10 protein-coding genes are annotated in these 12,305 nt (G+C 69.3%); 4 read left to right on the top strand and 6 right to left on the bottom strand.

Features of this window, described 5'->3' with window-relative positions:
* The first annotated feature begins 41 nt into the window (after positions 1-41).
* The 4 genes from rpsK to truA all read left to right on the top strand — a co-directional run bounded on the left by rpsK (position 42) and on the right by truA (position 3,326).
* Positions 42-446, top strand: a complete 405-nt coding sequence (rpsK, locus tag ACZ4RZ_RS03935) for a 30S ribosomal protein S11 (RefSeq protein ID WP_003956432.1) — start codon at positions 42-44, stop codon at positions 444-446.
* Between the two features lie 142 nt (positions 447-588).
* Entirely contained in the window at positions 589-1,611 is a 1,023-nt protein-coding gene (locus tag ACZ4RZ_RS03930) for a DNA-directed RNA polymerase subunit alpha (protein WP_003966937.1), read from the top strand.
* A 131-nt stretch (positions 1,612-1,742) separates the two neighbouring features.
* Positions 1,743-2,261 carry a 50S ribosomal protein L17 gene (rplQ, locus tag ACZ4RZ_RS03925; RefSeq protein ID WP_467741712.1) on the top strand — a complete coding sequence of 173 codons (519 nt, stop codon included), beginning with the start codon at positions 1,743-1,745 and terminating at the stop codon, positions 2,259-2,261.
* Between the two features lie 207 nt (positions 2,262-2,468).
* On the top strand, positions 2,469-3,326 hold the full coding sequence (gene truA / locus ACZ4RZ_RS03920) for a tRNA pseudouridine(38-40) synthase TruA (RefSeq protein WP_467741710.1): 858 nt from the start codon (positions 2,469-2,471) through the stop codon (positions 3,324-3,326).
* A gap of 42 nt (positions 3,327-3,368) precedes the next feature.
* Here the strand turns inward: truA and ACZ4RZ_RS03915 are convergent, their stop codons facing one another.
* From ACZ4RZ_RS03915 to ACZ4RZ_RS03890, 6 genes are all read right to left on the bottom strand, one after another.
* Positions 3,369-5,699 (bottom strand): acyltransferase family protein, encoded by a 2,331-nt coding sequence (locus ACZ4RZ_RS03915; protein WP_467741709.1) that lies wholly within the window; start codon positions 5,697-5,699, stop codon positions 3,369-3,371.
* Positions 5,677-6,822 carry a mannose-1-phosphate guanylyltransferase gene (gene manB, locus ACZ4RZ_RS03910; RefSeq protein WP_467741707.1) on the bottom strand — a complete coding sequence of 382 codons (1,146 nt, stop codon included), beginning with the start codon at positions 6,820-6,822 and terminating at the stop codon, positions 5,677-5,679. Before manB ends, ACZ4RZ_RS03915 begins: the two co-directional genes overlap by 23 nt.
* A gap of 57 nt (positions 6,823-6,879) precedes the next feature.
* Complete coding sequence (locus tag ACZ4RZ_RS03905; protein WP_467741705.1) at positions 6,880-8,130, bottom strand: glycoside hydrolase family 113; 1,251 nt, start codon at positions 8,128-8,130, stop codon at positions 6,880-6,882.
* Positions 8,131-8,149: 19 nt separating this feature from the next.
* Positions 8,150-9,601, bottom strand: a complete 1,452-nt coding sequence (locus tag ACZ4RZ_RS03900) for a glycosyltransferase family 2 protein (RefSeq protein ID WP_467741703.1) — start codon at positions 9,599-9,601, stop codon at positions 8,150-8,152.
* Positions 9,602-9,852: 251 nt separating this feature from the next.
* A complete protein-coding gene (locus ACZ4RZ_RS03895; protein ID WP_467741701.1) occupies positions 9,853-11,244 on the bottom strand; it encodes a glycoside hydrolase family 26 protein in 1,392 nt (463 codons plus the stop codon).
* A gap of 140 nt (positions 11,245-11,384) precedes the next feature.
* A complete protein-coding gene (locus ACZ4RZ_RS03890; protein WP_467741700.1) occupies positions 11,385-12,272 on the bottom strand; it encodes a hypothetical protein in 888 nt (295 codons plus the stop codon).
* Between the last annotated feature and the right edge of the window lie 33 nt (positions 12,273-12,305).

Below are 12,305 nucleotides of genomic sequence, written 5' to 3'. Positions count from 1 at the left end.
TCTTCGCTGTAGGACCGACCACCTCCCCGTAGGAGTAATAGATGCCCCCCAAGGGTCGTCAGGGCGCTGCCAAGAAGGTGCGCCGCAAGGAAAAGAAGAACGTCGCTCACGGGCACGCTCACATCAAGAGCACGTTCAACAACACGATCGTCTCGATCACGGACCCCTCGGGCAACGTGATCTCCTGGGCCTCCGCCGGCCACGTCGGCTTCAAGGGCTCGCGCAAGTCCACCCCCTTCGCCGCGCAGATGGCGGCTGAGTCGGCCGCCCGCCGCGCGCAGGAGCACGGCATGCGCAAGGTTGACGTCTTCGTGAAGGGCCCGGGCTCCGGTCGCGAGACCGCGATCCGCTCCCTCCAGGCCACTGGTCTCGAGGTCGGCTCCATCCAGGACGTCACCCCCACCCCGCACAACGGCTGCCGTCCGCCCAAGCGCCGCCGCGTCTGAGGCTCGGTTGTCTTGAGGTTTCGGGCGGTACGGCTCTTCGGAGCGGTGCCGCCCGTACCCTTGCAGTACCCGCACTGTGAAACGTGCGGTTCCGTCGGGCGTCAAATAGCGGGCGTCCACGAAAGAAGGATCTGATCCACACATGCTGATCGCTCAGCGTCCCTCGTTGACCGAAGAGGTCGTCGACGAGTTCCGCTCCCGGTTCGTGATCGAGCCGCTGGAGCCGGGCTTCGGTTACACCCTCGGCAACTCCCTGCGTCGTACGCTCCTCTCCTCGATCCCGGGTGCGGCGGTCACGTCCATCCGCATCGACGGCGTTCTGCACGAGTTCACCACCGTGCCGGGCGTCAAGGAGGACGTCACCGACCTGATCCTCAACATCAAGCAGCTGGTCGTCTCCTCGGAGCACGACGAGCCTGTCGTGATGTACCTGCGCAAGCAGGGCCCGGGCCTGGTCACCGCCGCCGACATCGCGCCCCCGGCCGGTGTCGAGGTGCACAACCCCGACCTCGTCCTCGCCACGCTCAACGGCAAGGGCAAGCTGGAGATGGAGCTGACCGTCGAGCGCGGTCGCGGCTACGTCTCCGCCGTTCAGAACAAGCAGGTCGGTCAGGAGATCGGGCGCATCCCGGTCGACTCGATCTACTCGCCGGTGCTGAAGGTCACGTACAAGGTCGAGGCGACCCGTGTCGAGCAGCGCACCGACTTCGACAAGCTGATCGTCGACGTCGAGACCAAGCAGGCCATGCGTCCGCGTGACGCCATGGCGTCGGCCGGTAAGACCCTGGTCGAGCTGTTCGGTCTGGCCCGCGAGCTCAACATCGACGCCGAGGGCATCGACATGGGCCCGTCCCCCACGGACGCCGCCCTTGCCGCCGACCTCGCGCTGCCGATCGAGGAGCTCGAGCTCACGGTCCGCTCCTACAACTGCCTCAAGCGTGAGGGCATCCACTCCGTGGGTGAGCTCGTCGCCCGCTCCGAGGCCGACCTCCTGGACATCCGCAACTTCGGTGCGAAGTCCATCGACGAGGTCAAGGCGAAGCTGGCCGGCATGGGCCTGGCCCTCAAGGACAGCCCGCCCGGATTCGACCCGACCGCTGCCGCCGACGCCTTTGGCGCCGACGACGACGCGGACGCCGGGTTCGTGGAGACCGAGCAGTACTGAGCAGTCAGTACTTGATTGGTGCCACACCCTCCGGGGCCCTTCGGGGCCCCGGATCTCCGACGGGCAATCGCCCGCTCGGACACTGACCTCGGTACCTGATACGGCCGGGGCAGACACCTAGGAGAAACACCATGCCGAAGCCCGCCAAGGGTGCCCGTCTGGGCGGCAGCGCCGCGCACGAGAAGCTGCTCCTCGCGAACCTCGCGAAGTCGCTCTTCGAGCACGGCCGCATCACCACCACCGAGGCGAAGGCCCGTCGCCTGCGCCCGTACGCGGAGCGTCTGGTCACCAAGGCGAAGAAGGGTGACCTTCACAACCGCCGTCAGGTGCTCTCGGTGATCACGGACAAGAGCATCGTGCACACGCTCTTCACCGAGATCGGCCCGCGCTACGAGAACCGCCCGGGTGGTTACACCCGTATCACCAAGATCGGTAACCGCCGCGGCGACAACGCGCCCATGGCTGTCATCGAGCTGGTGGAGGCCCTGACCGTGGCCCAGCAGGCCACCGGTGAGGCCGAGGCGGCGACCAAGCGTGCCGCGAAGGACGCCGAGGCTCCGGCCGCCGAGGCCAAGACCGAGGCTCCGGCCGAGGTTGTCGAGGACGCGGTGCCGGCTGCCGCCGAGGGCGACGAGTCCAAGGACGCCTGAGTTTCGGCTCGCGTCTGAGCGGGTCCGCCCCCTTCGGGGCGGGCCCGCTTTCGCGTTCCCCTGGTGGGGGGCGAGCGCCGTACGCGGCTGCGGGTTCGGCTGTGCCCACCCGTTCCGCCCCAGCGGAACGACTGCCCACAGGCTTCAGCGGATGCGGCCGGCGGCTGCCCACAGCCTGAGGGCGTGATGGCTTGAGAGGATCTAGGTGTGAGTGACGAAGTGCAGCCCGGGTTTGTGCGTGTGCGGATGGACCTTTCCTACGATGGGAGCGAGTTCTCCGGGTGGGCCAAGCAGGCCAGGGGGCAGCGGACCGTGCAGGCGGAGATCGAGGATGCTCTGCGGACGGTGACGCGGTCGAAGGAGACGACGTACGAGCTGACCGTGGCCGGGCGGACCGATGCCGGGGTGCATGCGCGGGGGCAGGTGGCGCATGTCGATCTGCCGGCCGAGCTGTGGGCCGAGCATCAGGAGAAGCTGCTGAAGCGGCTGGCCGGGCGGCTGTCGAAGGACGTACGGGTGTGGTCCCTGGCCGAGGCGCCCGAAGGGTTCAACGCGCGCTTCTCGGCGATCTGGCGGCGGTACGCGTACCGCGTCACCGACAACCCCGGCGGTGTGGACCCGCTGCTGCGCAATCATGTCCTGTGGCACGACTGGCCGTTGGACGTCGATGCGATGAACGAGGCCGCTCAACGGCTCGTCGGGGAGCACGACTTCGCCGCCTACTGCAAGAAGCGCGAGGGCGCGACGACCATTCGTACGCTCCAGAAGCTGAGCCTCGTGCGCGGTGACGACGGGATCATCACCGCCACCGTCCGCGCCGACGCCTTCTGCCACAACATGGTGCGCTCGCTGATCGGCGCGTTGCTGTTTGTCGGGGACGGCCACCGCGGGCCCGACTGGCCCGGGAAGGTGCTGGCCGCCGGCGTACGGGATTCGGCTGTTCATGTCGTACGGCCGCACGGACTCACGCTGGAAGAAGTCGGTTACCCCGCTGACGAGTTGCTGGCCGCGCGGAACAAGGAGGCGCGGAACAAGCGGACGCTGCCCGGGGGCGGCTGCTGCTGACCGGAGGAGCGGCGGCCAGGCTGGGCGCCCGGCCGCCCGGGCTCACTTCTTCAGGGCCGTGGCCAGTGACTTCTCCAGCCACGGGGTGACATAGCCCATGCCGACCTTGGTGAGGTGCACGCCGTCACCGTCGGGGTAGAGGCGCTTGCCCTTGGCGTTGTACTGCACGCACTCGCCGTCGGGGCAGAGGAAGGCGTCGAGGTTCAGCAGGGAGACTTCGGCCGGGGCCGACTTCACGTACGTGGAGATCACGTCGTTGAAGCAGTCGCCCCACTTCTCGATGATGGCGCCGTTGGTGCGCCGCTCGTTCATCAGCAGGATCTTGGTGTTCGGCGCCTGCTTCTGGACCACGGCGACGGCCGCCGTCAGCTGCTTCAGATAGCGGGTGCGATAGGCGGAGTCGCAGGAAGTCAGCCACTTGCCGTCGATCTTCTGCTCGGCGGCGTCCCAGCCGACGTGGACGAGGACGGCGTCGGGCTGGGTGTTCTCCAACTGGTCGGCCCAGTAGTTCTTCCAGCCGATGCAGGAGTTCCAGTTCGTCAGGACCTTGCCGACGCGGTCGCGCACCGCCTGCGGGGACATCACGCCACAGCCGCCCTGGCCTCCGTCGATGACCGCGTAGCCGTTGCCGTGCTGGGCCAGGGAGGTCGCGAAGTCCTCCGCCATCGAGTCGCCCAGGGTCAGGACGAGCGGCTTGCCGTCCGGGCGCATCGAGTCGGCGACGTAGGTGGGCAGGTAGTACGAGCCGAGGCCGATGACCAGGGACGCCACCGTGAACACCGGGACGGCCCGCATGGGGCGCCAGTCGCGCACCCGGTACTGCTCGATCGAGTAGTGCATGACCATCGACAGCAGCCAGGTGAGCCCGGCACCCAGCAGGAACAGGGCGTACGGCTTCATGTCCGGGTAGGCCATGAGCAGCACCCAGTACACCGGCAGGTGCAGCAGATACATGCTGTACGAGATCTGGCCGATCTCCATCAGCGGCTTCAGGCGCAGGGCCCGTGCCAGCGGGCCGCGGTCCGTGCTCAGGCAGGCGGCGGTCAGCGCGATCAGGAGGGCGACGACGGCCAGTCCGCCCTGGTAGAGCCAGGGCTCGTGGTAGGTGCTCACCTTGATGCTGAGGTACACCACCGCGGCCAGGGACACGATCGCCGTCAGCGAGGCGAGGTGGTACGCGAAACCGCCCCCGGACTCGCCGCCGCCACCGTCCTCGGAGGCGCGGCGGCTCTCCGCGGCCCTGCGCTGCACCAGGTACACGACGAACGCGGCCGCCGCGCCCGCCATGAAGGCCACGGCACGGGTGTGGGTGGCCAGGTACAGGAAGTCGGTGTCGTGGTTGCCGCCGCGCCACAGCACGGGTGCGACCAGCGCCGACGCGGCGAAGAGCAGCACAGCGAGGACGGCCACGGGCAGCACCCGGCGGCGGAAGACCGCGAAGGCGGCGACCAGGACCAGCGGCCACACGACGTAGAACTGCTCGGTGATGCTCAGCGACCACATCGCGGAGAGCGGCTGGATGGCTCCGAAGTGGTCCCAGTAGGAGTCGCCGCGGGCGATCTGGGCCCAGTTGCCGACCTGGAAGAGTGCCCCGAGCGCCTGCTGCGAGACCGCGCGGGACTCCTTCAGCGGGCTCGTGAGGTACGCGAGGGCCACCACCAGGGCCAGGGCCACCATCAGGCCCGGCAGCAGGCGCTTGAAGCGGCGGCGGTAGAACCGCCCGACGCGGATACGGCCGGTGCGCTGCACCTCGCGGATCAGCACGAGCGTGGTGAGGAAGCCGGAGAGTACGAAGAAGGCGTCCACGCCGAACAGACCGTTGCTGAACCAGTTGGTGTGGTACAGCAGCACGGAGAGGATGGCGATACCGCGCAGGCCGTCCACGGCCTCGAAGCGGGACCGCATGGGCGCGGGCTCCGACGCCTTGTCCGCCGGGGGCTTCTGGCTCCGGGCGGGCTTCGGCGCCGGCTCGGGGTCCGGCGCGGCGACGGGGGGTGCGACAGGGGTCTGGACGACCGCCGTGCCGTAGCCGCCGTACGGCTGGTCCGCCTGCGGCTGCCGGGGGACCTGGGGCGTGTACTGCTGCTGCGGCTGGGCCTGGGGCTGCCCCGGCTGCTGCGGGATCAGCTGCCCGACGTACTGCTGGGGCGGCGCGGGCGGGCGGCCGTACTGCTGCCCGTACGCCTGCTGGTCGTACCCCGGGCGGCCCTGCCGGCCGTACGCCTGCTGCTGACCTTGCTGCCCGTACGGCTGCTGCTGTCCCTGCTGCCCGTACGCCTCCGGCTGTCCCTGCTGTCCGTACCCCTGTTGCCCGTAGGGCTGTTGTTCGTGGCCGTCAGGGCCCGGGTGTTCAGTGGGCGGCTGACGATGCATGGGGTACTCCAGAGTGAGCGACGGCCTGCGCGGTGCAGGGAGCGGGGGATGCGGAGGTGCGGACGCCGTGGGCGGGCAGGAAGGCCCCGCAGGCGATGCGCAGACCCGGCGGGAGTTCGTTGCCCTCGGCCACCCGGGCGCCGTCGCCGACGACCACCGCGTCCAGGACGCTGTCCTCGCCGATCACGGCGTGGCGTCCCACCACGGAGGCGGACAGGCTGACGCGGGCGGCGACCCGGGCACCGGTCAGCAGCACGCTGCCGTCGACCACCGCTCCCGCGCCGACCTCGGCGCCGGGGCCGACCACCGTGCCCCCGCTGAGCACGGCGCCGGGGTGCACCCGGGCGCCGGGCAGGACGAGGGCTTCGCCGGTCGGGCCGGGCAGCGCCGGGGAGGTGACCCGGCCGCGCACGAGGTCTGCCGAGCCCTGGACGAACGCCGCCGGGGTGCCCAGGTCGAGCCAATAACTGTCGTCGACGACCCCGCGCACATGGGCGCCCGAGGCGAGCAGCTCGGGGAAGGTCTCGCGTTCCACGGACACGTTCCGGCCGGCCGGGATCCGGTCGATCACCGAGCGGGTGAAGACATAGCAGCCCGCGTTGATCTGGTCGGTGGTGATCTCCTCGGGCGTCTGGGGCTTCTCCAGGAAGGCCCGGACGCGTCCTTCGGCGTCAGTGGGCACCAGGCCGAAAGCGCGCGGGTCGGCCACGCGCTGGAGGTGCAGGGTGACATCGGCCCGCGAGGCGACATGGCTGTCGCGCAGCGCGGCGACGTCCACGCCGGAGAGGATGTCGCCGTTGAAGATCAGCACCGGTTCGCCGGGGGCGCTGCGCAGTCGCTCGGCCGCGTTGCGGATGGCTCCGCCGGTGCCGAGGGCCACCTCTTCGGTGACGTACTCGAGTTCCAGTCCGAGGCGGGAGCCGTCGCCGAACTCCTCCTCGAACAGCTCGGCGAGGTAGGAGGTCGCGAAAACGATCCGGGTGATCCCCGCGGCCGCGGCCCGCGCCAGCTGGTGCGTGAGGAACGGCACTCCGGCCACGGGCAGCAGCGGCTTGGGAATGTGGCTGGTCAGGGGCCGAAGCCGGGTGCCCTGACCGCCGACGAGAAGGATCGCTTCAGTCATGTGGTGTCCGCCTTGGGTCGCGGGGACGGGTCATGGATGCGTGGGGGGATGTCTCCATTACTGGGCGGCCGCGCTGCCGGGCCCGGCGTAGTTGGAGGTGAAACAGGTCTTGACGGCTTTCTCGCTCTTGGGGCGCCCGGCGAAGTCCAGGCGGGAGGCCGTTTTGTCGTCCGGCGGGGTGTTGGGGTCGTCGTCGAAGTAGATCGACCACCAGTAGACGCCGCTCATCCGGCGCTCCTGGACGACCTTGCAGACGGCCGTGTACCAGTTGGCCTGCACCTGCGGGTTGACGGCGTTCTTCGTGTAGAAGTCGCCGGGTGACTTGTACGCGCCGTTCATCGCGCCGATTCCGGCCTCGGCGAGGGTGATGTTGGGCAGGTCGCCCGTGGTCTTCTTGTCGAGCCAGGTGTTCCAGCCCTCCGCGAGCCGGTCGACGGAGGCGTTGTCGGGCACCTTGACGGGGAAGTAGGCGTCTACGCCGAGGTGGCTGACCGGCATGTTGATGCGGCCGGAGACGTAGTTGTCCCAGTTGGCGTCGTAGGCCACCTCACCGGAGAAGACCTTCTCCGCCGAGGCCACCAGGGAGTCCCAGCCCGGGTCGCCCTCCATGGAGTTCAGCTCGGTGCCGATCACGAAGGTGTTCGCCTTGTCCTGGTCGGCGACCTTGAGATACGGGGTGAGGAGCTTCAGGTAGGAGGTGAACCAGGCCGAGCGGGAGGCGGGCTCGATGTTGCCGCGCCAGCCGGTCGGCGGGTCGAGCGAGGCCTCGTCCATGATCGGCCGGACCGTGGTGCGGAAGCCGGCGTCCTCGAACACCTTCAGCACCTTCTGCAGGCGCTCCGCGGACGGCGTCTTCGCTCCGGCCGTCAGGGTGTTGGACGTACGGCCCCCGGTGTAGAAGGGGAACGAGATCGACACCGAGTTGGCGCCCAGGCTGATGAGGTACTTCGCGTGCTTGCGCGCCTGCTCAACGATGAAGTCGTCGGACCGCTTCTTGGCCTCCTCCTCCCAGTACAGCTGCACGCCCCACTGAGGCATGCCCTCCTTCCAGGCCTTGGCGACCTTGAGGGTGTCCTCGGAAGCGGAGCCGGAGGAAGAGGAGGAGGACGGGGACGCGGACTTCTTGGTTCCGGTCGCCGAGGTGGAGTCCCCGGCACCGGAGCCGTCGTTGCCGAAGACGAGCCTGGGCAGGACGGAGCCGGAGTCCCAGCGCACCGGCTGGTTGCCGATGAACAGGGGCGTGCCGACCACGACGGCGAGGACGGACAGGGGAAAGACGGCCAGCATCGGCAGTCGCGAGCGCTTCATCACGGGTGCTTTCGTGCGGTCAGGCGGGCTTGGCGATCACGACGAACTTGTTCTCCTCGCGCCGGAGGAACTTCAGGAAGCCCTTGAAGCCTCCGAGCCCTTCCAGTACGGAGAAGACGGGGATGAGGGCGATCACGACGACCGGCTCCCACCACTTGCGCCGGCCGCTCGCCGAGGCGATGGCGTTGAGGCGCAGCCCTTCCCAGTAGGTCCAGATGACGTAGGCGAAGTTGAGGGCCCACAGGATGACGACGGACTGGGTGACGGGCGAGGTGTTGAGGTCGCCGACGAGCAGTCCGATGCAGAGCACCGCGACGATGTGCTGGAGCGGGCCGAGGATCCAGGTGGCCACGCACACGGAGAGGAACCAGCGGTAGCGCCACGGGATGGTGCGGTTGAAGCAGAGTGCCACCAGGCCCCAGGCCCACCGGTCGCGCTGCTTGACGAAGTCCTTGGTGGTGGCCGGGGAGGCGCCGTAGCAGCGTCCGTTGAACCAGTCGCTGCGGCCGGGGTAGCGGCGGCAGAAGCTGAGGGCGAGCTGGGCGTCCTCGACGATCGCCTTCGGCCCGAAGTCCCAGCCGATGGTGGCCTCGATGGACGCGCGCAGCACCAGCAGTTCGCCGTGGACTCCGGCCGCCGGGGTGCCCATGCCGGTCAGCGCCCGGAAGCGGGCGATGTCGTCGGCGGGGCGCACCGCGTCGGCGAGCCAGGTGAAGAGGTTGACCGCGTTCTCGCGGGGATACGTGAGGATGCCCTGGGCCATGTGCTTGGCCTCGTCGGGGTGGGCGCGGCGCTGGCGGTTGATGAACTGGGCGAGCGAGGCCGCCGTGTCGGGGCCGACGCCGGTGTCGTCGTCCATGTGCAGCACCCACACGTGGTCGAGGGCCTCGCCCTCCTCGATCCGCAGCTCGTGCGCGTAATTGTTGGCGCGGGCCTTGAAGCGGGTCCCGTTGGCGGTCACGTACGCCTTCGGCGTCGCCACCACGCGGATGAGCGGGTTCGAGGCGGCGAGCCGGTCGATCGACTCGGTGGCCTCGCAGCCCTCCTCGGTGAGGACGTCGACGCGCATGTAGGGGAAGTACTCGGGCAGGTGCTCGACATAGGAGAGCACCGAGCGCTCCAGCGCCGGGTAGGTGTCGTGCCGGCCGATCGTCGGTACGAGGACGATCAGGAAGTCCTGTTCGACGGGGGCCGGCGGCACCATACGGTCGCTCTGCCGCACCCGGCGCCGGATGAGCAGGGCGCCCTGGATGCCCACCATCACACCGATCACTGGCAGCGACCAGACGACGGTGAGCGCCCAGCTCAGCGGAGAGGAGCTGGGGCGGTAGGTGTACAGCCCGAAGAACAGCAGCAGCACGAAAGGCAGGAGGAACGGCATGATGCCGGGTTTCCAGGCCTCAGTGCGCTTCGCCAGTTTCGCGTTGTGACGAGAGTGCGAGGCACCCCCGTCGACCATTGTCGACGCCATGACGACTGCTCAGCTCCCGTGAAATCAGTGGCGCGTTGGAGCAGTGGCGATTTCACGGCATGACACAGAAGGCGCGCGTCGGCGCGCCTTCGTTCCCGGGCCCCCACCCTCCAACACCTTCTTCGGTGCGTCGGCCTCTCAGATGCCCCCCCAGGCGCCCGAAGCTCAGGCCGAACAGAAACGTGATTCTGTCACGCAAGTAGTTGATTATGGAACGGGTGTGAGCAGGATGTGTTCAAGAAGTAACAAACCTAGGGCTTGTGCAGTGATCTCCAGTCGACATCCGACCCAAGGGCCCTCCCACCACCGGTGATGACCCTTGGTGAGCCGTAGGTCCGCTTCACGTCCGTGGCGGTGTTCTTGCCCCGCGGCGAGGACACGTTGTCGTACGTCAGCGCCTGCCCCCACACCGTCCACAGCACCCACGGGGTCCTGCTCAGGGTGTCCGGCCGGGCCGCGTTGAGCGGCACATGGAAGGACTCGGCCACGATCCGGGGCTTGCGGTACTCCTCCAGGCCGCGGTACCAGACCTCGGTCCAGGCGCCGTCGCCGAACGGCTCGGCGGGGGAGTCGCTGTAGTCGTCGACGCCCACGACGTCGACGTAACGGCCGCCCGGGTAGTACGCCCGCGGCTGCCGTCCGTAGGCGCCGTCCCAGGAGTTGGGCGCCCAGACGAAGATCAGGTTGTGCAGTCCGCGGCGGTCCACGAGGTAGTCGTGGGTGAGCCGCCAGAGCTTCCGGTACGCGGACGGGTCCTGGCCCGCCCACCAGAAGCCGTTGCGGCCGGGAGCCGTGTTCATCTCGTGGTACGGGCGCAGCAGGACCGGCACCCCGTGGTCCGCGAGATAGCCCAAGTGGTCCGCGAGGTAGTCGAGGTCGCGCAGCAGCTCCCGGTGTTCGGTGCTGCCCGTGGTGACCACCCGGCCGAACCAGCCCGGGTCCTTCGCCCCGGGGGAGTGGCGGCGCAGCGTCGCGTCGAAGCCCTTCACCACGCTGCCCGGGTACGGCTGGTGGAAGGAGACCCCGACCAGGCCCGCCGGGGCGCCGCCGTTGTCCGGCAGGGTGACCTCGGTGCCGGAGGCACAGTCCGTGTGCGTGCCGGAGGGGTGGTAGGAGCCGTCCGCCCCCCGGGGCAGGCCCGCCCAGACGCCGAGCGCGAGGTCCATGACGTCGTCGGCGTACCCCCAGTACTCACGGCAGCTCGGCCAGGAGCGGGAGTACGAGCGGGACTCGCCCACCGCCCAGCCCGGCCGGTCGTAGCCGGGACCGAGGTCCAGCTCCACGAAGCCGGGCAGCCGTCCGGTGATGTCGCGCACCTTGCGGTAGTAGTAGCCCGGCTGTTTGGTGCCCTTGTAGTCGCCGTACAGCGCGTTGTACCGCTCGTTGTGCACCTCGACGTGCTGGCCGATCACGGTGCGGCCCGGGCGGCCCAGGCGCGCGTGGTTCTCCAGGTCCGTCAGCATCGCGTAGACCCGGCGTGCCGCAGGGGTCGCCGCCGGGTCCCGCTCGCGCAGATCGGTGGGGACGGTGCGGGGGCCGGGCGCGGGCCCGTCGCCCTTCGGCCAGGCCCATATCGCGAGCGGAGCCAGCAGCGCCGCCCCGGCTGCGGCCCCGATCAGCCGGACTCTCCCGCGCGCCCGCACGCCGCTACGCCGGTTCCACGATGAGCCGCCCGAAGGGGAGGTGGTGTCTGGACGTGTGCTGCGTGGTCAAGGACCGGTCCCCCCTGGGCAGTTGATCGCTGACTGTCGATTGCCGACTGGGGGGAGAGTGTCACATGCCGCTACTCGTTGGCCGCCGCCGACGCCTGGGCCTCGCCGCGCCTGCGGATCTGCCGGAAGGTGAACTCGGCGATGTCGTCGCCGCTCGTGAAGACCTTGGTGTCCTTTGTCGTCACGTCCTTGCCGTTGGTGAACCCGGCGAGCGTGAAGTAGGCGTAGCGGCCGTAGGAGTTGGTCGTCGAACGGCAGACGGCGGAGTCGCAGAAGGACTTGACGCCGTTGCCGGACAGGGAGGCGACGATGCTCTTCTTGTCCGCATCGCTCTTGGCCTTGGTCGCCTGCGCCTCGGTGTCGAAGACGGCCACGCCGACCGTCACCGCGACACCGTCCTTGGTGTAGGTGACGCGCAGGACGCGTGTGCAGCCGTTCTTGGTGAGGACCGCCGGGAGGGTGCCCTTGGTGGCCGAGGCGCAGTTCTTCGTGTCGGCCGTCGGACCCTTGCGGTAGATCTGGTCGCCCATCGTCAGCTGCGTACCGGGGAAGAGGATGTCCGGGCTGAGCGGTGCCGTGTCCTTCTTCGCGCTGGATATGAAGTCCTTCGGGTCCAGCGGGGGAGGGGCCGAGGTCGGCGCGAACGACGGGGCCGGCGCGGTGGTGTCGCTCGGGATGTTCGCGGTGGCGGGCAGGTTGGAGGGCTGGTTCGAGGCCTGACTGTCCCCGTTCGCGGACACCACGGCCACGGCGACGGCCGCGCCGACCGCCATCGTGGCGAGCGCTCCGCCGCCGATGAACAGCAGCCTGCGCCGTTTGTTGCGCGACTCGGACGCTTCGGCGAGTGCCGCCCAGTCGGGAGTCCGATCGGCGCTCTGGTTGCCCCATTGAGGCTGCTGAGAACCCGGCTTCCAGGGATCCCACGGGGGCTGCCCCTGCCCACCCTGCCCATAACTCATGCGCCGCATCTTAGACGGGCGTTGGGGGGTGCC

This window comes from Streptomyces sp. NPDC027189, from assembly GCF_055566975.1.
Note: the sequence above shows the minus strand (reverse complement) of the source record. Positions and strands in the feature narration are given on the sequence as shown.